This is a genomic window from Syntrophomonas wolfei subsp. wolfei str. Goettingen G311 (assembly GCF_000014725.1).
GTDB classification, from domain to species: Bacteria; Bacillota; Syntrophomonadia; order Syntrophomonadales; family Syntrophomonadaceae; genus Syntrophomonas; species Syntrophomonas wolfei.
In genome coordinates, this window is the sequence record NC_008346.1 from 905,158 (window position 1) to 926,048 (window position 20,891).

Sequence of the window (20,891 nt, forward strand, 5' to 3'; positions counted from 1 at the left end):
TTACATAATTTTTAGCCTAGCTAAAAAAAATGTCTCTGATTAACTCATCCTTACTTACATTCAAATAGTTTGCAATATCCCCCAATACGGCATTTAGTGTTCCTATTCTTAGGGGATTATGATCTGGAATTGTCATATGATGTTCTTCGCCACAAATTTTTGATGTCAAGCGGATGTGACTGCCAGTCTGCCTTGTCACTTCATAACCATATCTTGCTAGAAGCCTGACCAGGGATTTGCCGTCAATATCGCGCGGTATCCTCATATAGCTACAATCTCTTCTTTGATGAAATGCAATCGAGCTATACGAGGAATATGGCCTTCGTCAAAGTGACAACGAACAGCATCCTTAATTTCCTCTCTAATGGCATCCAGCGTGTCGCTTTCTGTGAATATGGAATGGCCGAGTGCTCGTGCTACATAACCACCCTCTGGAGCTTCTTCAACCAGGAATATGATTTCTTTATCCATTGGATCACCTTCCTTATGCAGCATTATATTCAATTGTACCACTTAAAAAGGAAGTGTTGAAATATAAAGCTTTGCCTGACAGCGACTTCGTTCTTCCGGGCAATTAGATTTGACGGTTATTATTTAAGGCTCAACTACCAGCTTTATTCCAGTGGTTGAGCCTTATTTATCTTGCAAAATGCTGATTGAACTCTTTGATAACCGTTCCCGTAGAAATTTTTATTCATCATGGCTGGTGTAGCCTTTTTCCTGGGCCAGGATATCGAGGTAAATGGTTTCTATATTGGCAATAAAAAGGTCAACCATATCCCCGCCGGGACGCTCATCAAAGGTTTTGAGATATCCTTTGCAGTTGTCACAAAGGTATAATTTATAGGCTTCATCGTTTTCAACATTCAAATAACGGATATCTCCCGGCCGGTCATGGCCACAGTGTACACAAAAGAGATACCTGACCTTCCATTCAGAAAAACAGCGATCACAAAACATGAAGCGCTGCCCGTCTTCTGATTGCAACCTACTAAAATGGGATTTGCTTCCGCAAACGGGGCAGGTGGAGGAGAAATCCCAATATAAGTGCTCGCTAACCAAATCATTGCGGTAAGGTTCGGCAAATATACGCAAAAACGGGCGCAGGGCATGGTCTACTACAAAGAAAAATAATTCGCCAGGGATAGCGGCCGTTTCCGCGGCTTTTTCTATTTCTGTTGTTTGCATGGTGATAAAGGAAGATATAATGTTCTCGAAATTGACTTTATCCAGGTTGTTTTTAATAAGAGCAAGTTGGGGGCCAATTTCCGGACGGGTGGAATTTAAAAAGTCCAGTAGCCGCTCAAATACTTCACGGTAAGTATCAGCTTCAATATGGGGATTAACTTGTAGAATTAAGGGTTTTTTAGTTTCGTCCAGCATTCTTAAAATATCTAGCTGTGATGGTGCATAGACATTTCTCAGCTTTATTAGCTCTTCATTTTCCCAGCTTTCCAGGTTCTTAAAAAAATCGACATAACCATCAGGCAGGGAAACCGGTATTTTATGTTCAAACAATTTTAATCACCTCTAACATTAATTCTCGTTTATACAGTATGCCCTAAAAGACGGGGCAAGTAAAGCAAAAAGGGGGAGTTTTCTCCCCCTTTTTGTATAAAACGTAAACTCTTATTCGGCCTTATCTTGATCTTTATCGCCGTAGGCTTCCTCATACCAGATAGCATGATGATGCTGAGCCCAGTCGGCTCTGACGGTGCCTTTCCACATACCCCAGAAAGATTCGCCTGAACCGGGGTGGAAGGAACCCAGGTAACCGTGCATGCAGACCATGAAAGTGGCGAGAACCATGGCGATGTCATGGGTCCAATAAGCCACTCTTACCAGTCCGCCTGGGAATATGGCCGGGAACCACATGATATAACCGCTCAGTACCAGCAACATAACACTGGTGGGGGTCAACATGGAGTTGCCCTTTTCACCACCGTTGAAACGGGTCTGGGGCGGCATTTTTACCGGAAATCCCAGGAACTCCAGGGGGAACTTCATGACAAATATAATATCATTCTTCCCAAAGCGTAAGAGGTCCTTAATCCATTCAATAACGCCCTTAAAGCCAAAGACTCCGCCAATTACAATTACTATGGTCATACCGACCGCTGCTATTCTGTGCACTAATCCGGCTCCGGCATAGCCGCCAAATATGGCTGCTAGCCAATTAACTCCGTCCAGGAAAAGAACCAGACCGGTAAATAGACAGAGCAGGAAGGTTACCGTGTGTCCCCAATGGGAGAAACGGGCCAGGAAGTTAAACCTTTCCACTCTGGGGACATCAGCTCTATATTCGGGTATCAGTGCCATTATTCATGCCCCCCTTCGCCATGTGCACCATGTTTGTTGGCTAAAAGCCTGGTGGTAATGAAACTGGTGGCAGAGCCGGCGAGAGCCAGCGGTATCAGCCAGCCAAAATAAGGTTGAATCCAATCCTGCCAAAATACGGTATTGCCGGATACTTTGGGGTTTAGAGGTAAATCAAATTTGTCCGGTGTATCGGTCAGAACATAAAGTTTGTTCAGGCCTCCCAGCTCCAGTTTCCCGTAAATGGTGGCATTGGGAAAGCCATTGACTCTCAGGAATTTTACTCTCTCTTCCGCTACCTGCAACAGCTCGTCCCGGGGCCCGAAGGTTAAGGCGCCGGTCGGGCAGGTGCGGGCACAGGCCGGGGTAAGTCCAGCTTCCACCCGGTCAACGCAGAGAGTGCACTTGGTAATCTTATCCTCTCTCTTGCGGTATTTAGGGACCTCAAAGGGACAGGCATAAGTGCAGTACTGGCAGCCAATGCATTTGTCCGGGTCATGGAAGGTTGCTCCCCATTCGGTTTTGGAATAAGCCTGCCGCGGGCAAACCTTCATGCATGCGGGATCGAAACAGTGCATACACTGGTATTTGAGAAAATTCCACTGTACACCATCAACCGGATCCTCGTATTCCATAAATTTAACAATGGTGTAAGTGTCACCATTGGTGTCTTTATGGGTCTGGTAGTTGCCTTTAAATGGTTCAATTACTGCTGGAAGCTGATTCCAGTCCTTACAAGCTACCTGGCAACCGCGACATGCTGTACATTTGCTAACATCATAAAGATTTGTTAAATTAGCCATCCTTAAGCCCTCCTTATGTCGCATAGCCATGCTTTGTATTCCGGAATCATGGTATTGGCATCACCTATATGCGGCGTCAGACGGTTGGCCGGATCGCCGGTAGCATAGCCTTTGAAACCGTAATGCCATAAGAGGCCGATTTCATGAACTGTTTTGCCATTAACAATAAAGGGCTTAAAACGTTTGGTAACGCAAGCAACAGCCTCAATATCACCACGAGTGGTGGAAATAATCACCTTGTGACCATTCTTTATACCTCTTTCTTTGGCCAGCTGTTCACTCAATTCCACCATCATGTCGGGCATAAGCTCTGCCAACCAGGGCAGGTTACGGGTTAAGGCTCCGGTCTGCCAGTGCTCGACCACCCGGTAGGTGGTTCCTATAATAGGATACTTATCAGAGGTACCTTGTTTATCGGGTTCCCATACCTTGGTAGCCGGGTTCAGGTTCTGTTTGTTCATAATATTTTCCGTCGGGCTTTCCCAGGGCTCATAGTGCTCGGGGAAGGGGCCGTCCTTCATAGCACTCTTGGGTGCAAACAAGCAGCCCTTTAGCTCGGGACGCATGATAAAGGGACCGGTGAAGGCCGGCTTATCAGGACTGGTAGGCTTGAGGAAGTCAGGTACATCATCGCCTACCCAGCTGCCCAGGGCCTCGGGTTTCTTCGGATCCGCAGGAATGGTTGGATCCCAACGAATTAGCTGGCGATCTGCATCGCCGGGCCAGGGAGTCATTCCATCCGGCTGAACCGAGCAGCGGTTATAAACTATACGACGGTTCATCGGCCAGGCCCAGGCCCAGTTGGAGAACAGGCCCAGTCCGGTCTTGGAGTTGTCTTTATTGTCTCGGTTCTGGGTCTTATAAATAATCTTGCCGTCTTTATAGGTCATAGCACCGCAGTAAACCCAGCAACCACAGGCAGTTGAGCCATCATCACTCAACTTGGCAAAACCTTCTACCGGCTTGCCGTCAGCAACATTGTAGCCGCAGAGTTCCAGGGCTACTTTCATGATATCGTCATGACCATTTTCGTCATCATAGTTCCAGTCCAGGTTGACAATGGGTTCGTCCTGGGGTTTGGTGCTGCCAGCATAGAGCTTCTTGACTCTCTTGCCCAGCTCGTTGTATATCCAAAGGTCAGCTTTGGATTCACCCACCGGATCGGCTCCTTTCCAGCGGAACTGTACCCAACGACCGGTCTGGGCGGCGGTACCTTCTTTTTCATAGACAGCAGCTGCCGGTAGGAAAAATACCTCTGTCTGAATATCGGCTGGAGTATAGGTTGGTACATTGGGATTTTTTACGGTTCTTTCCCAGCCCTGGTAGGTCCAATAATCAGCGGTTTCATTCAACCACAGGTCAACGGAAACCATCCATTTCAATTTGGTTAGAGCTTCCTGTTCCTTGTTGGCGTTAGGACCACCGACTACCGGGTTGGTACCGTTTACAAACAGTCCATCAATTTCGCCCCGGTGCATGGCCTCGAAAAGGGCGATATGGGAGTAGTTTTTATTTCCGTCCCGTTTAGGCAAATAATGATAGCCAAAATCATTATCCGCTGTAGCGGCTTTGCCCCACCAGGCTTTCAAGAGACTGATCACCCATTTGGATGTATTAATCTTGAAACCGGAATTGGGGAATCCCGCCTTAACCAGAGCTCTGAACTCTTCTAAATTGGTAAAAGGTAACTTGGCGGCACCAGGGGTTTGAGCCCTGATAAAAGAAAGCAAATCTTTATTAGCCGCTGTATTCATAGGCGAATCAATATAGCCCGGGATAATGTGGAAGAGCAGGGCCATATCGGTAGCACCCTGAACATTATTCTCTCCGCGCAGGGCGTTGACGCCGCCACCGGGTCTTCCCATATTACCCAGCAATAGCTGAACCATAGCAAAGGAGCGGACATTCTGGCTGCCCACGGTGTGCTGAGTAATACCCATGGCATACATTATATTACCGGTCTTGTCCGGAGCACCGGTAGCACAGTAGGTGTTAAGAACTTCCAGGTATTTGTTTTTGGGAGTCCCGGTTATCTTGCAGACAGTGTCAATATCATAGCGCTCATAGTGTTTCTTCATTAATTGAAAAACACAACGAGGATCTTGCAGGGTGGGATCAGTAAGAGGAAGACCGGCTTCATCCACCTGGTAATCCCAGCTGCTCACATCATATTTCCGTTTTTCCGCATCATATCCGGTAAATAACCCATCTTCAAAACCGAACTCTTCTTTTACCAGGAAAGAGGCATTAGTATAATGGACCACATAATCCTTGTGGTAGAGCTCGTTATCGATAATGTACTTTATCATTCCGCCCAGAAAAGCGATATCGGTACCTGATCTCATGGGACAATAGATGTCCGAGCGAGCTGAGGTACGGGTAAAGCGGGGGTCAACATGAATTATCTTAGCACCCCGAGTTTCTCTAGCTTTTAGTAGCCACCTCATGCTGATGGGATGGTTTTCGGCGGCATTGCTGCCCATAATCAGAGCACAGTCGGTATTCTTCAGGTCTACTATATGGTTAGTCATTACTCCGCGTCCAAATGATGGTCCCAAACCTGCGACCGTAGCGGAGTGTCAGATACGGGCCTGGGTTTCCAGATAAACCACACCCAGGGCGCGCATCATTTTTGATAAGATATAGCATTCCTCGTTGTCCAGACCGGAGCCACCGATGGAAGCGATTCTTTCCGTCCGGTTGACGATTATTTCACTGCCATCTTCTAGTTTTTCCTTGTGGATAAAATTGCTGTCACGGGTTTCTTTAATCTTCTCAGCAATTCTATCTAACATCCAATCCCAATCTTTTTCTTCCCACTTGTCACTACCAGGAGCCCGGTATAAAGGTTTTTGCACCCTCTTGGGATTAATCATTTGTTCCCCGGTTCTTTCATCGTAGATTTCCCGGAGGTTAAACATTGCAGCACCCTTGGAACAAGCTCCCCCCTGGTTAATCGGGTTGTCCGGGTCACCATGCACACTGAGTAATTTTACAAAATTCCCATTGGCGTCCCGTTCAGCGTAAATTACCAGGCCACATCCTGAGGCACAGTAAGGGCAAACCGTAGGTGTCGGGGTTACATTTTTAATTCTCAGCTCTTTTGCTGCTGATGCTGTTGCTTGCAGATCGAAACCCAGGTCAACTAATGCAAAACTAGCAGCTGTAGCCCCGGTTACCTTTAGGAATTGCCTGCGGGTAACCTTCATAGAAACCACACTCTCCTTTCCCCACTTATTAAATTTTCTTGCTGTAAAGATTATAGCACCTTGGACCAAATATAGACACCCTGAATAAATGTATAAATCTATATTTTTAACCACCAAATATAGATTATATACATAAAATTAAGGCAATAGTGACAATAGATATCAATTCAGGGTTAAAATATATATAATTTTCCCCCCTCCTCTTTTATTACTTTTGGCCGAACCTGAGATTATTCAGAATGTTCAACTACATTCCAATTATATTTCGACATAAAAATCCAGTTTTCCTGCAAATTAATACATTATCCAATAGTATTATAATAAGTAATGATTAAAATTAATTATTATAATGTATTATCTGGCCTGAATCCTCCAGATTGTATCCTCCAAAATCGCTGACTTGCTGGCGAAATTCTGGTGATTTGATGCTATTAAGAAGCAAGTCTAGTTCCCGTTCTCCTATTAAATCAGGGAGAATGCAGAGGTCAAAACGTTCTTCGCTTAAGGGAATAAAATCCAAATCCAGGACCCGGGCACTGGCATAAATCCCCATACCGGTATCACAGGCATCGTTTTTAACTGCAGCGGCTACCGCTAAATGAGTATATTCCTCACGGTTATAGCCGTTTATGGCCTCGTTATCAATTCTTTCGCGAGCCAATAGGTAGTCAAAAAGTATCCGGGTGCCGGCTCCTTTTTGCCGGTTAATATAACGAACATCACTCCGTAACAGATCTTGTAGTCCCAATATTTGCAGGGGGTTACCCTTTTTTATAATTAATCCTTGCTGGCGTTTGACCAGGTTAAGCAAAATCCAGTTCTTCTGGGGGAGGTACTTTTCTAGGTAACTCCGATTATATTCACCGTTTTCTGCATCCAGCAGGTGAATACCAGAAAAATGGGTTTCCTGCCGGCGCAGGGCCATTATACCTCCCATGCTGCCAACATTGCTGGAAACCAGGCGTATACCATATTGTCTCTGGAGTAAATTACCAAGGATATCAATGGTCATATCATGGCTGCCTATAGCAATAAGGCTATGTTCAACCTGTTTACGGGGACGCAGCAAAGATACCGGGCAAGATTCTCCTGCCTGCAATCCTTCATTACCCCTCTCGACGCAAATGACTCCGTCAGCCTTAACCAGGATGCTACTAATGCCGGCACCTCGGTTTAGCGGGTAAGCCATATATTTGTCCTTGATGCGTGCCAGGTTTACATATATATACTCATCCACTCCCATGGATGATGCTATCTTTCTGGATACATGAGCCTGAACCTTATCTGCATCTGGCAGTACCAATCCCTGTTTTTTAAAAATAACGGGGCGGGCGAAGAGGTTGAAAATCAATTGAGCAGATACCGGATAACCAGGTACACCAATAACCGGTTTGCCATCAATAATCCCCAGAATGGCTGGTTTTCCCGGGCGGGTAGCTATTCCATGTATCAGAACCTGGCCGAACTCTTCTATAATAGTAGAAGTATAATCTTCACGACCGGCGGAAGAACCGGAACAAATTACCAGTATATCAGCATTATCCTTGGTTTTCATTACCGCCTGTCTCAATAAGTCGGGGTCGTCCACCACAATGTTATGACGCAAGGGAATAGCCCCCCACTCTGCACAGAATGCGGAAAGCATACGGCTGTTCGATTCTACGATTTTACCTGCTTCCATATCATCAGAGGCTCTTTCCTCCAGTTCGGTACCAGTAGGAATAATTGCTACCCGCGGTTTTTTTACCACCGGTATCTTTTCCACACCAGCGGTGTGGATGGATGCTATTTCGTAAGGACCTATTCTGGTAAAAACAGGAACCATCATGTCGTGGGTTACCAGGTCTTCACCTACGGAACGGATATGCTGCCAGGGTACGGCGGGTTTAATTATCTGGGCATAGCCGTCTAAAAAGTTAACCTCTTCTATCATTATTACGGCATCAAATTGGCGAGGAACATAGTCACCGGTATCTACTTCGATATAATCCTGATCCTTCTTTAAGTTAATGGGGTTAACTTCGTTGGCGGCAAAGGTACTGGAAGCCTTTACGGCAATCCCATCCATGGCCGAGGCTACATAATGAGGTGAAGATCTATGGGCATATACGGCCTGACTGGTAATACGGCCATGACTGGAGAGCACATCTACTTCTTCGCTCTCGATTTTAAAGTAATTTTCTTGCTCCAGCGCTTGTAAAAACTTCTGCAAGGCCTGTTCGCGAGGTATGTTTTCAATATAGATTTTCCGCTGCATAGTTCTATCTCCTTTATCCAATCACGGCTTCTGACTGCCTTATTACTTTTGATTATTTTACCCCAGCAATGGTATTTAGACAAAATATTTAAACCGCGACTTTGATTTTGCTGTTTAACTCCTTTATAGTTGTAGTTAAGACCATATTAGTGTGTTTGACGGCAAAATTCGGTAAAGTATAATTAGGATAAGATTATTACGGAATTTTGTTTAGACTTTTAGCTAGCATAGCAGATGAGGTGAAAGAGTGGCTGAATTTTTAAAAGTAGTTAGTTTTCAGGAAGCCCGGCAAAAAATCATAGAATGCTTTCCCCGGCAAGGGAAGGAAAGGGTCTATTTAACGGAAGCACAGCGGCGGGTTCTCGCCAGTGATGTGCAGAGCCCGGAGGATTTGCCTGCTTTTCACCGTACAGTAGTTGATGGTTATGCGGTTCTGGCTGAGGATACTTTTGGTAGCAGTGAATCGCTGCCGGCCTATTTGGACTATGTGGGAGAAGTAAAGATGGGGCAAGATGCCGGGTTAAGCTTACAAAAGGGACAGTGTTGCTGGATTCCCACCGGGGGAATGCTTCCAGCAGGAAGTAATGCAGCGGTAATGGTTGAATATACGGAAAAGCTGGGAGAGGATACTGTTTTGGTTTACCGACCGGTAGGACCCTGGGAAAACATAATGCAAAAAGGCGAAGATATAAAAAAGGAAGAAGTTATTTTTTCCGCGGGCAGCTTTTTACGGGCGCAGGATATCGGTTTGCTTGCTTCCCTGGGGATTAGTGAATTACCGGTATTTAAGCCCTGGAGGGTTGGGTTAATTTCCACCGGGGATGAAATCGTTCCTATTGAGGAGACCCCAACGATAGGTAAAGTAAGGGATGTAAACTCGCATGCACTGGCAGCAGCTATCAAGGACTGTGGTGCTATTCCCCATAATTATCCTCTGGTTAGGGATGATTTTAAGGTTTTAAAAAATACGGTGGAATTAGGGTTGAGGGAGAATGATTTGCTGATTATGTCGGGAGGAAGCTCGGTAGGTCTAATGGATGTAACCCTGGATGTCCTCTTATCCTTTCCCGAGGCGGAAATGCTTTTCCATGGCATTGCGGTTAAACCAGGTAAACCTACCCTGGCTGTTAAGATAGGGGATAAGATGGTCATCGGTCTTCCCGGGCACCCGGTTTCAGCCTTGATGATGTTTCATATTGTATGTGCACCTGCTTTAAGCCCTTATCCACCTTTAAGTATTGATGCGCGTTTAGAGCTTAATCTATCATCACAGGCAGGCCGGGATGACTTTGTCCCGGTAGAACTGCGGGAAGAGAAGGGGGAAAAACTGGCCCTTCCGTTGCTAGGCAAATCGGGTTTGATGAATATCCTATCCCAGGCCAGCGGTTTTATCCATATTCCCTATGAAAAGCAAGGCCTGGTCAAGGGCGAAAATACAAGGGTTTATCTATATTAAAAGTTGTCAAGGGGACGGGGTTGTTGTCAATCTCATGCCCAAAGTTGTCAAGGGGACGGGGTTGTTGACAGGCTCATTTCGGTTTCCATAAGACTTTGCCCAGAATAATGCATTTTTCCTGTTCGCAGATCTGTGCCGGGTGGGCTTTATTATCGCAGAGCAGGATAATCTTATCCTCATAACGGTTCAGCCGTTTTACGGCAGCAGGACTTTGTTCATAGAGAACCACGGCCAGATCATTATTATCCACTTGAACTTGTCTTTTGGCCAGAACAATGCTTTGATTCTTGATAGTGGGCTCCATAAAATCCCCATGGACTCTCAAGTAGAAGTAGTTGGAAATATCATGGCCATAAATCTGCATAACCGTAGTATTTACCGGCCAGTAATCCTCAATAAATTCCTGGTTGGCTTCAGAATGGGCGGATACTATTTTATGGTAAACAGCAACTACTCCGGCTCTAATCGTAGCTTGCCTGTTAGAAGCTTTATTGTCACTTTTATTTGATTCTGCTGCAAGCTGGGCTAATGTATCAATAAAGAGAGGCGAATCCTCCTCGTCCTTTCTTTCTTCATTCCGAATTTCCAGCAATTTATTAACAACTCGATAGCTTTCCAGTGCTTCTTCCGGCGGCAAATGGGGGAAAGCGGTTCCCAGGAGCAGTCCGGGCGTTACATCAAAAAAAGCCGCAAGTTTATGCAGATGCTCCAGATCAATACGAAGTTTCCCTCTTTCATAAAGCCGAATCACCGATTCGCTTATACCCACCTTCTTACTTAGTTGTATTTCACTTAATTCCTTCTCCAAGCGTAAGTACTGCAGGCGTTCCTTGAATTTCATGGCATAATCGCTCCCCAGGACATTTTAAAGAATATATTAACAGTATAGCCAGGTCTTTTCAAGGATATTGGACGGAGAACCCCTTACCTGTTACTCCTCACTTTTATAATATAATATAATTTGGGTAAATTTCGATGAGTACATGGTATATGGGCAGGAGGGAGCTAAAATTCTGCCATAAGTTGATACAGCAGCTCTATCCTTAAGTTTTCCATGGAAGCGAAATCCATGGCTGGGATATAAAAGGATTCCAATTCATCATGATATTGCTTGGCCTTACGAATAAATTCTACTGCTCCCTGCAGAGATTCATCAAAGCGATTACGGGCAGAGAATACTCTTCTGGCATGCGGGTTTATAAGTGATTTCTGAATTAGCTCGTCAAAATCCAACAGGCGTTTCTGCTTAGCGGAGATTTTATCTTCATAGTTAATAATATAGGAAGAGAAATCGAGCAAGGCGGTTTTTTGTTCAGGCAGAATAACATGATCGATTTCTTGAGGTTCGAAGGGGTTATGGTAGACTTCCCCATAATATTGCTGTAATTTCAGCATATAAGCGACATGGTCCAATAATTCCTTGCTACCGCTGCCCGGGTTGCCTTTAAGGACATATAATGAATAATCATTGTCAACCAGGCTTTCTATCCGGGTTACCGGTCCTGCTGGGGTGATGGCTGCTGCGAATAGATGCCGTACTTCATGAGGTGAAACAGAACAGTCCTGTAAAAATTCCTGGCTCAAGGCTAAAATATTGCGCTTAACTGCTGCCAGGTCCCGGGCTTCTTTATAATAAGACTGCCATTCTTCATAGGCGGCTGCAGCTTCCTGCAAGCGCAGGTAAGCTCGGGAAAAACAGCGAGAAATTTCCTGGCCAAGCTTTATCACTTCATTCTTATGCTCTTTAATAATCCGGCTATCCCAGAAATCGCCCAGATTCAGTATTTCGTCCACTGCTCCCGGACAAAGTGGATCAACTACATGTGGCGCTGTACCATCGAGGATGCATATCTTCTGCCCAATTACTATCCCGTCAAGTGACTGGTTATCCGAAGAACACCAGTGGTATTCCATATCCAGACCATGGGAAGAGAAGGCCTCACCCATTTTTTTCATAAAACTGGACTTCCCTACTCCGGGGCCACCTTTTAAGATTATTTTCCGTTCACCTTCCGGCCAGAGCATATATTGGTAGAAAGAGTAGAAGCCACGACAGCTGTTAGCACCTGGATATATATGTCTAAGCTTTGTCAATTATAGCCCCCCCGGTTGCTTTTTAACTTCTTCTACCAATAAATATATGTGTTTTTGCTTATCTGACTCCCGTTATATTATGGAAATGCTGAACTATGGCAAATGTTCTGTTCCAGCAAAGATATGGTAGAATAAAAAACATGAAACCCTGGGTTTACCTGGATAAGATTGGAGAAGAGCATGGGGAGTTAGTGAACAGACAGCGGGGAGAAATGATGAGGAATTGGATAAATGGGAAATATGATGAAACAATAGTGGAAAAAATAGCTGAGGAACTGGGGATTTCCTGCCTGCTGGCCAGAATACTGGTGAAGCGGGGGATAAGTGAAACTGAGGAGGCCAACCGGTTTTTGTATGGGAAGCTGGAGGACTTGAATGACCCCTTCCAGCTTAAAGATATGGATTTGGCGGTGGCCAGGATAGAGCAGGCCATAGCGGCGGGCGAAAAGATAGTGGTCTATGGGGACTATGATGTTGATGGAGTATGCAGTATTGTTATATTACTGGAATGCCTGCAGCTGCTGGGAGCTAATTGTAGTTATTATGTCCCTGACCGCTTCTTAGAGGGTTATGGATTAAATAGTGATGCTATAGAAAAGCTGGCCAGTGAAGGCTGCCAGCTATTGATAACTGTGGATTGCGGTATATCATCACTGGCGGAAGGCCAGCTGGCTTGTGATTTGGGAATGGATCTTATAATAACCGACCACCATAGACCGCTGGATAAGCTTCCTCCGGCCGTGGCCATAATCAACCCCAAGCTGGGGGGAGGAGCAGGGAGCAGTGACCTGGCGGGGGCGGGGGTGGCCTTTAACCTGGCAGCAGCCCTGTGGCGGGGAAGGATGGAGCAGGAAAAGCTCTACAACTGGCTGGAGCTGGTAGCCCTGGCTACGGTAGCGGATATTGTCCCGCTGCGGAGCGACAACCGGATAATGGTTAAGTATGGCTTGAAAAAGATTGGGCAGACGAGCCGCAAAGGCTTACGGGCCCTACTGCGGGAAACAGCCCTGGAAGGCAAGAACCTCAGGACCTGGCACATAGCTTTCGTGTTGGGTCCACGATTGAATTCAGCCGGGAGGCTTAATAGCGCCAGAAATAGTATTGAATTGCTTCTAGCCCAGGATGAAAAAAGGGCCGCTTCGATGGCGGCGTTTTTATGCCGGGTTAATGAAGAGAGAAAAAGGATTGAGGAGACGATATTTCGGGAAGCAGTGGCAGAAATCGAACAGCATATTGACCTGGAGAAGGACCCAATACTTTTATTAGGTGGAGAAAAATGGCATGACGGGGTTATTGGCATAGTGGCCTCGCGCCTCAATGAACACTACCGGAGGCCTTGTATTTTAATTTCCTGGGAGGGTGACTGCGGAAGGGGATCAGCCCGCAGCATAGCAGGAATTGATATATTTGCGGCCCTTGATTACGCTAGCGGTTTTTTGCAGCAATTTGGGGGGCACAAAATGGCGGCCGGTTTAAGGTTGGAGCGCAGGAATTTTCCTGCTTTTAAAGAAAAAATCCTGGAATGGGCGGCAACTCAAGAGCTTTCCTCGCTTAAACCTTCTGAGCGAAAGATAGATGCTGAAATCAAGCCGGCTGACATTAATGAAGCCTTACTAAAAGAACTGGAGCTTTTGCAGCCTTGCGGAGAAGGTAATCCGGTACCGCTATTTTTATTGCGCCAGGTATCTATTAACTCGGCTGCTCTGATAGGCAAAGGGCGGGAACATTTCAAAATCAAAACGGAACCGGACGAACTGGAGGGTATAGCTTTCAACCAAGCGCAATATATGGAATTACCGTGGCGAAATTCCTGTCAGGACCTGCTCTTTGAATTGACGGAAAATGAATATCAGGGCCGGAAAAGAATACAGCTCAAAGTGAAAGACATGAAATGCAGCTTTATGCCGGACAGGATCGGCACAGCCCAGGACAGCCTGCAGAGAGCTGCAGAGCTATTGGCCGCTAGTATGGAGGAATTGAAAAAGGGCCGGCCTGTTCTTTTTATCTATCCTACATCCCGGATACTAAAGCGCAGCCTGGTTGTTTTGGAGAATTATTTTCAAAGGACAGCTTTACAAGCGTTGCACGGTTTGATGAATATCGGCGAGAGACGGGAGACGGTAAATATGTTCCGGCAGGGACGGCCCCGAATCTATCTGATGACCCGGGCATATTGCCGGTATTATTTAAGAAAAAACCCCTTCCCCCAAAACCTCCGCCTTGTTCTGGAGCTATGGGGGGGAAAGTTAAAGGAACTGGAATATAATCGAGAAATTCGATGGGAAGCGTTATATCCCCCGACAGCAGAACTCTGCTGGCAGAGAACAGAGCGGGTGATGGACTCCTCTTCCCCTACCTGGATATATACCAATCGAAAAAGGACGGTGGAAAGCTTAAGACAGCGATGGCCCCAGGCCGTTGTTCAAACCGGAATAAGGGAGCTTGAACAGCTGCGAAGCTTATACCATTCAGGCCTTAAGGCTGGAGCCTCTGTATTCTTATCGGATGGGGTATTCGCTGGTATATTTCCCCGAAACAGGCTTAACGCAAGGCTGTTTTTTGCCGATGTTCCTTTTAGTATTTATGAAGCTTTTTCCGTTCGGGGACAAATGGCTGCCGGCAGCGAGGAACCGGTGGCAGCTTTGTTTGATAACCAGGATATAAAAAGCAATTGGGATTACCTAAATCAGGCCTATCCTGATTTGGCGGAAATTAAAGCTTGGTTGCGCCAGTTGATTGACTTGCGGCAAAATCCAATTTATCTCGATTTGAACAACTGGCCGGTAACAGTGGAAAGATTTCCCCGGGGAAAACTACTGTCGGTTCTGCTCATATTGAGCGATCTAGACTTGTGTCGTTGGCGAAAAGAAGGTAGTATTATTGAAATAAAGCTACATAAGCCTGACAGCTCTACGATTAATCTCGCCAATTCGCCTTATTATCTGGAAGGACAGGCGGAAAAAAAGCACTATCAAAACCTGGCAAGTCAAATTGAGAAATCTCTAAAATGGTGAAGGACATGAGATGCGAAGCTCTAATCAAGAGGGTAAGTGAATATGATCCCGATACCGATTCTGCCCTGATCGAGAAAGCATTCAGGGTGGCGGAGCAAGCTCACCAGGAGCAAAAAAGGATTTCCGGGGAGCCATATATTATTCACCCGTGTGAAGTTGCCCTCATACTGGCGGATATTGAAATGGATACTCCCACTATTTGTGCTGCACTGTTGCACGATGTTATTGAAGACACCCCGGTAAGTTATCTGGATATACTTAAGGAGTTTGGCGAAGAAATCGCTTTACTGGTAGATGGTGTCACCAAACTAACCCGAATAGATTTTAAGTCCCGGGAGGATGCCCAGGCGGAAAATCTGCGGCGGATGTTCATTGCTATGGCCCGCGATATCCGGGTAATCATCATAAAACTGGCGGATAGACTCCACAATATGCGGACTCTGAGCTACCATGCTGAAGCTAAACAAAAAGTAATTGCCCGTGAGACTATGGAGATATTCGCTCCCCTGGCGCATCGTTTGGGCATATTTCGTTTTAAATGGGAGCTGGAAGACCTGGCTTTTTATTATATGGAACCAGAAATGTACTATGAGGTGGCCAAACGGCTAAAACAGAAACGCCGGGAAAGGGAGAATTATGTCAATGACCTGGTGGAGCAGATTAAGGTTGGGCTTCATCAGATTGATATCGATGCTGATATTAAAGGTCGTCCCAAGAATATATTCAGTATTTACAAAAAGATGATTAAACAGGGAAAAGATGTTGATGAAATATACGATAAGATAGCTATTCGGGTTTTGGTTGAGGATGTCCGGGATTGCTACGGGGTACTGGGTATTATTCATACTATGTGGAAGCCACTTCCTGGTCGATTTAAAGACTATATTGCCACCCCCAAGGCCAATATGTACCAGTCGTTGCATACTACTTTGATTGGCAGAGGTGGTGAGCCTTTTGAAGTACAGATCCGTACTGCGGAAATGCATCGCACTGCTGAATATGGTATTGCTGCTCACTGGCGCTACAAAGAAGGCTATAATCCGCGGGAGCGAAAATTTGATGAAAAGCTGTCCTGGCTACGGCAGATACTGGAGTGGCAGCAGGAAGTCAAAGACACCAGTGAATTCATGGAATCTTTAAAAATCGATCTCTTCGATGATACCGTCTTCGTCTTCTCACCCAAAGGGGCTGTTTTTGAACTTACTAAAGGGGCCTGCCCGGTGGATTTTGCTTACCGGGTTCATACCGAGGTAGGGCACCGTTGCACTGGTGCTCGAGTTAACGGGCGTATTGTACCCCTGGATTTACCGCTGGAAAATGGGGATATCGTGGAGATATTAACTTCCAAAAGTACGATTGGCCCCTCTCGTGATTGGTTGAATTTTGTCAAAACTTCTTCGGCTAAAAGCAGGATAAGGCAATGGTTTAATCGGGAGAAGCGGCAGGAGAACATAATCCGGGGACATGATTTGCTGGAGAAGGAATTAAAGAAGCAACACCTGAACCCCAAAGAGTTGCTTAAAGAAGACAAACTGATAGAAGTAGTAAAAAAAATGGGTTTCAATGCAGTCGAGGATTTGTTGGCGGCTATTGGGGATAGTGCGCTTTCACCTCTGCAGGTAGTGAACAAGCAAAAGGAACTCTATTTTCCAGACCTTCTGCTCGAGGATGTAGTTGCTATCCCGGAGGAAAGCAAAGCTGCGGTAAAGGATCGGGTCACTACCGATCTGCGTGTAAAGGGTGTGGATGATGTGGCTGTCAGACTGGCTCGTTGTTGTAATCCTTTGCCCGGGGATCAGGTTTTGGGTTATATTACCCGGGGGCGGGGGGTATCAGTACATCGTAAAGACTGCCCCAATATGCAAAATTATCTGCAGAATGAAAAAGACCGCATACTGGAGGTTGAATGGGCGGATACCAGCGGTATTTACTATGTAGAGCTGGAAGTGAAGGCTTTTGACCGGGCGCGCCTGACCACCGATGTTATGAATGAAATTGCCGAGGCCAGAATTCAAATTAATTCGGTTTTTTCTCGGGCTACCAAAAACGACCAGGCTGTGATAAACCTTAAACTGGAGATAAAAGATATGAGCCGCCTTCAAGCTGTGATTCAGCGCATTCTAAATGTTAGAGATGTTTTAGAAGTTAGAAGGGTTTTGCCGGGGGAAATGAGAGGTGAATCACTTGCGGGCCGTAGTTCAAAGGGTTAGTTTTAGTGAGGTTAGAGTTGAAGGTAAGCTGCGGGGAAGAATAAAGCAGGGTCTTATGGTTTTGCTGGGTATTAAGAAGGGGGATAGCAAGGCTGAGGGGGATTACCTGCTGGAAAAGATAGTAAACCTTCGGATATTTCCTGATGAAGAGGGGAAGATGAACCGTTCTCTGCTGGACATTGAGGGGGAAATACTCCTGGTAAGCCAGTTCACCCTTTATGGTGATGCCCGTAAAGGCCGCAGACCGAGTTTTTCTGCGGCGGAATTGCCGGAATTAGCCGAAGCCTTATTTGATTACTGCGTTGATGGCCTTCGCCAGCGCGGTGTGCAGGTAGAAACCGGAACTTTCGGAGCGGAAATGCTATTGAGCATAGAAAATGATGGACCCTGCACCATTTTACTGGACAGCGAAAAGTTGTTTTAAGAGGCTTATGATAAACCTTGGTCTAGAGTGAGGTTCCGCAATGGCAAAGTTTTATCATAGGCCCCTGTAGAAATAAATATTTTCGAAAGGAGTATTGATATGATATTAAAGGGTTTGGAACTAAGCAGTATGATGGTCAACTGCTATATCGTCGGCTGTGAAGAGACTAAAGAGGTGGCGGTCATCGACCCCGGGGGAAATGCTCGAGCTATATTGAATCTATTGGAGGAAGATGGACTCAAAACGCAGTATATAATCAATACTCACGGTCATATTGACCATATCGGAGCCAACCAGGCCATAAAAGATGCTACTGATGCTAAAATTTTGATTCATGAAAATGATGCTAAAATGCTGGTTAATCCGGTTTCCAATTTCTCGTTTATGATGGGAAGCAAGGTTATAAGCCCACCGGCTGATCAGCTTATCCAGGAAGGAGATATTATAAAGATTGGCAATACGGTGGAGTTGGAAGTGATTCATACTCCGGGGCATAGCCAGGGAGGGGTCTGTCTTAAAATCGGAAACATTATTTTTGTTGGGGACACCCTGTTCCAGGGTTCCATTGGGCGCACGGATTTCCCGGGAGGCTCTTATAAGCAATTGATTCAAAATATTAAAGAAAAGCTCTTGCGTTATGATGATGATACTATTTGTTATCCCGGACATGGACCGGCAACGACTATTGGTTTTGAGAGGATGCACAACCCGTTTTTGACCTAAGCAAAAAGCCTATGATAAGTCCCGGAAACCTGTTTCAAAAAATATTTTTCAAATGCCCCTTTACAAATACTTAAATGTTGTGATAATATTAGCTCATATATTTCAAAATGCAATGAAGAAGTAAAGTAGCTTTGTGGAATTATGCAGAGAGGAGATGCCACCGGCTGTAAGCATCTCTATAAGGAAGCGGAGTGAAGTTCACTTCGGAGCACCCGGCTGAAACCCTGGGTAAGTAGGTCGTGGCGGAGCTCTCACCGTTAAAAGGGAGGGGATATCGGATAAACCTGTATCTTTCAAGCGGACCTATAATGGTAAATTGGGTGGTACCGCGGGCAGCAGAAGCTTCTCGTCCCATGAGGATGTGAAGCTTTTTTTAATGCAGGATTCCCGTATCCTTTTTTGAGTGGGCTTTAGCCAAAATGGGTGGTACCGCGGGAAGTCAAGCAGACCTCTCGTCCCTTTGGGGATGAGAGGTTTATTTTTTTGAAATTTCAGTAAAGGAGTGCTGGAAATGAAAAACTTGCTGGCTAAAAAAGATGGTGAATTACTGGTATCCCGTATTTATCAAAGTGAATCAACTCAGTTTGAAGTTAAGAGTTGCCTGATCGGCGGAGAACAGGTGATGGTCATAGCCGGACCATGTGCGGTGGAAAGTGAAGAGTTATTAAAAGAAACAGCCTTCAAGGTGCGGGCGGCAGGAGCGGCCATGCTGAGGGGAGGAGCTTTTAAACCCAGGACTTCTCCTTATAGCTTCCAGGGCTTGGGCGAGAAGGGATTAAAATTGCTCGCTCGAGTGGGTGAGGATATGAACATGCCGGTAATAAGCGAGATAATGGATAGCGAGGATATTGGGCTGCTGGCCGATTATGCCGATATTTTGCAAGTAGGAGCGCGTAATATGCAGAACTTCGCTTTATTGCGTAAGCTGGGGCAGCTCAATAAGCCGGTGGTTTTAAAGCGGGGTATGTCAGCCAGTATTGAGGAATGGTTATTAGCAGCAGAGTATATTCTGGCCGGTGGAAATTCCCAGGTGATACTATGTGAACGGGGTGTTCGCAGTTCCGAGCCCTGGACCCGAAATACCCTCGATCTTTCTGCGGTGGCTTTGGTCAAAGAATTGTCTCATTTGCCGGTTATGGTCGATCCCAGCCATGCTACCGGGGTAAGGAGCCTGGTAAGCCCTATGGCTCGGGCAGCCATTGCAGCTGGTGCGGATGCTTTGATGGTGGAAGTACATCCGCAGCCGGAAAAAGCCCTTTCTGATGGGGACCAATCATTAACTCCTCGAGGCTTCAGCACTATGATGCGAGAACTTGAACCGGTGGCCCGAGCTTTGGGAAGGAGGTTGAGGTAATGGCCTATGCTATTTTAGGTCCGGCAGGAACCTTCAGCGAAGAAGCTGCTCAGCTGTATTGGAGTAATAAGGAGGATTATGTACTGGCTCGAAGCATTCCTGAAATTTTTGTTCTACTAAATACCAAGCAGGTGGCAGAGGCTTTAATACCTATGGAAAATTCCTTGGCAGGTAGCATAAGCCTCACTATGGAGGCACTGGAAGCGAGCAATGTGTATATAAAGGGTGAAATAAGCATCCCGGTGAGACAGCATTTGATGGCGGGGGAAAAGCTGGATCTTGCCGATATTGAACTTCTGGTTTCTCAGCCCACAGCATTGATGCAATGCCAAAACTTCATTAACAGCTATTTGCCGGAAACAAGACAAGAAATAACCGGTAGTACGACCCGGGCGGCGGAAATTGTTAGGAGTGAGGAGAGAAGGGCGGCATGTATCGGCAACCAGCTGGCCTGCAGCCTCTATGGTTTGGAAATGATACAGAACAACATTCAAGACGAGGATAATTACACCAGGTTTATTCATGTTCAGGCTGGCCGGGCGCCCAAAGTAGAAGAGGAGAAAAGCAGCATAATTTTTACTCTTCCCGACCGCCCGGGAGCCCTGTACCATACCCTGGAAATCTTCAATCGCAGAAATTTAAACTTGAGCAAGATAGAATCACGCCCGAAAAAACTGCTAAAGGGCAGCTATTCTTTTTACATCGAAGTAGAGAATGGCTCAAACCGGGTTGGCATAGAGGAGCTATTGGAGGAATTGCAGAAGCGCTGCACTTTGGTTAAATACCTGGGTTCGTACTCCTCCTGTAGCTGGGGAAAACACGGCAGGAGTAGTTAGAATAAGCAAGCAAAGCATGAATGATGTTGCCCTCAGAAGAACAGGGGGGAAACATGATGCGAAAGGGGTGATGCTATCGCAAGAATAGGCAAGGGAAGCAGGAAGAATAACAATAAAATATGGATCTTATCATGATACTTCCCGGAGAAGCTATCTTCGGGGAAATACGCGCACAGCAGAGAAAATCCGCAAAGT

The 20,891-nt window shown here is 45.9% G+C and carries 16 protein-coding genes and 1 other annotated feature; of the genes, 7 read left to right on the forward strand and 9 right to left on the reverse strand.

Annotated elements, in window-relative coordinates:
• Positions 1 to 16 precede the first annotated feature (16 nt).
• From SWOL_RS04010 to SWOL_RS04045, 7 genes are all read right to left on the reverse strand, one after another.
• The gene (locus SWOL_RS04010) at positions 17 to 265 is read right to left on the reverse strand and encodes a type II toxin-antitoxin system HicA family toxin (RefSeq protein ID WP_011640220.1); all 249 of its coding nucleotides are present in this window, start codon (positions 263 to 265) and stop codon (positions 17 to 19) included.
• Positions 262 to 471, reverse strand: coding sequence for a hypothetical protein (locus tag SWOL_RS04015; protein ID WP_011640221.1), 210 nt, complete (start codon positions 469 to 471; stop codon positions 262 to 264). Before SWOL_RS04015 ends, SWOL_RS04010 begins: the two co-directional genes overlap by 4 nt.
• Positions 472 to 690: 219 nt before the next feature.
• Complete coding sequence (locus SWOL_RS13485; protein ID WP_011640222.1) at positions 691 to 1,518, reverse strand: formate dehydrogenase accessory protein FdhE; 828 nt, start codon at positions 1,516 to 1,518, stop codon at positions 691 to 693.
• Between the two features lie 111 nt (positions 1,519 to 1,629).
• A complete protein-coding gene (locus tag SWOL_RS04025; RefSeq protein ID WP_011640223.1) occupies positions 1,630 to 2,319 on the reverse strand; it encodes a formate dehydrogenase subunit gamma in 690 nt (229 codons plus the stop codon).
• Positions 2,319 to 3,119, reverse strand: coding sequence for a 4Fe-4S dicluster domain-containing protein (locus SWOL_RS04030; protein ID WP_011640224.1), 801 nt, complete (start codon positions 3,117 to 3,119; stop codon positions 2,319 to 2,321). The genes SWOL_RS04025 and SWOL_RS04030 overlap by 1 nt, the downstream gene beginning before the upstream one ends.
• 2 nt (positions 3,120 to 3,121) lie before the next feature.
• On the reverse strand, positions 3,122 to 6,328 hold the full coding sequence (gene fdnG, locus SWOL_RS04035; protein ID WP_081424778.1) for a formate dehydrogenase-N subunit alpha: 3,207 nt from the start codon (positions 6,326 to 6,328) through the stop codon (positions 3,122 to 3,124).
• A 337-nt stretch (positions 6,329 to 6,665) separates the two neighbouring features.
• Positions 6,666 to 8,585: a molybdopterin biosynthesis protein gene (locus SWOL_RS04045; protein ID WP_011640227.1), complete on the reverse strand. Its 1,920-nt coding sequence runs from the start codon at positions 8,583 to 8,585 to the stop codon at positions 6,666 to 6,668.
• 247 nt (positions 8,586 to 8,832) lie between these two features.
• Between SWOL_RS04045 and SWOL_RS04050 the strand changes: the two genes are divergently transcribed.
• Positions 8,833 to 10,041, forward strand: a complete 1,209-nt coding sequence (locus tag SWOL_RS04050; RefSeq protein ID WP_011640228.1) for a molybdopterin molybdotransferase MoeA — start codon at positions 8,833 to 8,835, stop codon at positions 10,039 to 10,041.
• A gap of 73 nt (positions 10,042 to 10,114) precedes the next feature.
• On the opposite strand, the gene SWOL_RS04055 is transcribed toward SWOL_RS04050, so the two are convergent.
• Together SWOL_RS04055 and SWOL_RS04060 are read right to left on the reverse strand one after the other, a co-directional pair.
• The gene (locus SWOL_RS04055; RefSeq protein ID WP_011640229.1) at positions 10,115 to 10,882 is read right to left on the reverse strand and encodes a helix-turn-helix domain-containing protein; all 768 of its coding nucleotides are present in this window, start codon (positions 10,880 to 10,882) and stop codon (positions 10,115 to 10,117) included.
• Between the two features lie 164 nt (positions 10,883 to 11,046).
• Entirely contained in the window at positions 11,047 to 12,135 is a 1,089-nt protein-coding gene (locus SWOL_RS04060) for a PRK06851 family protein (RefSeq protein ID WP_011640230.1), read from the reverse strand.
• Between the two features lie 95 nt (positions 12,136 to 12,230).
• Here SWOL_RS04060 and recJ point away from each other — a divergent pair, with 95 nt between their 5' ends.
• From recJ to pheA, 6 genes are all read left to right on the forward strand, one after another.
• Positions 12,231 to 15,149, forward strand: coding sequence for a single-stranded-DNA-specific exonuclease RecJ (recJ, locus tag SWOL_RS13490; RefSeq protein WP_049750096.1), 2,919 nt, complete (start codon positions 12,231 to 12,233; stop codon positions 15,147 to 15,149).
• A gap of 5 nt (positions 15,150 to 15,154) precedes the next feature.
• Entirely contained in the window at positions 15,155 to 17,359 is a 2,205-nt protein-coding gene (locus SWOL_RS04070; protein ID WP_011640232.1) for a RelA/SpoT family protein, read from the forward strand.
• Positions 17,334 to 17,783, forward strand: a complete 450-nt coding sequence (gene dtd / locus SWOL_RS04075; RefSeq protein WP_011640233.1) for a D-aminoacyl-tRNA deacylase — start codon at positions 17,334 to 17,336, stop codon at positions 17,781 to 17,783. The genes SWOL_RS04070 and dtd overlap by 26 nt, the downstream gene beginning before the upstream one ends.
• Positions 17,784 to 17,882: 99 nt before the next feature.
• Positions 17,883 to 18,506 (forward strand): MBL fold metallo-hydrolase, encoded by a 624-nt coding sequence (locus SWOL_RS04080; RefSeq protein ID WP_011640234.1) that lies wholly within the window; start codon positions 17,883 to 17,885, stop codon positions 18,504 to 18,506.
• Positions 18,507 to 18,609: 103 nt separating this feature from the next.
• Positions 18,610 to 18,863 (forward strand) — a binding site (T-box leader).
• Between the two features lie 154 nt (positions 18,864 to 19,017).
• Complete coding sequence (gene aroF, locus SWOL_RS04085; RefSeq protein WP_011640235.1) at positions 19,018 to 19,860, forward strand: 3-deoxy-7-phosphoheptulonate synthase; 843 nt, start codon at positions 19,018 to 19,020, stop codon at positions 19,858 to 19,860.
• Complete coding sequence (gene pheA / locus SWOL_RS04090) at positions 19,860 to 20,696, forward strand: prephenate dehydratase (protein WP_011640236.1); 837 nt, start codon at positions 19,860 to 19,862, stop codon at positions 20,694 to 20,696. Before aroF ends, pheA begins: the two co-directional genes overlap by 1 nt.
• Positions 20,697 to 20,891 lie beyond the last annotated feature (195 nt).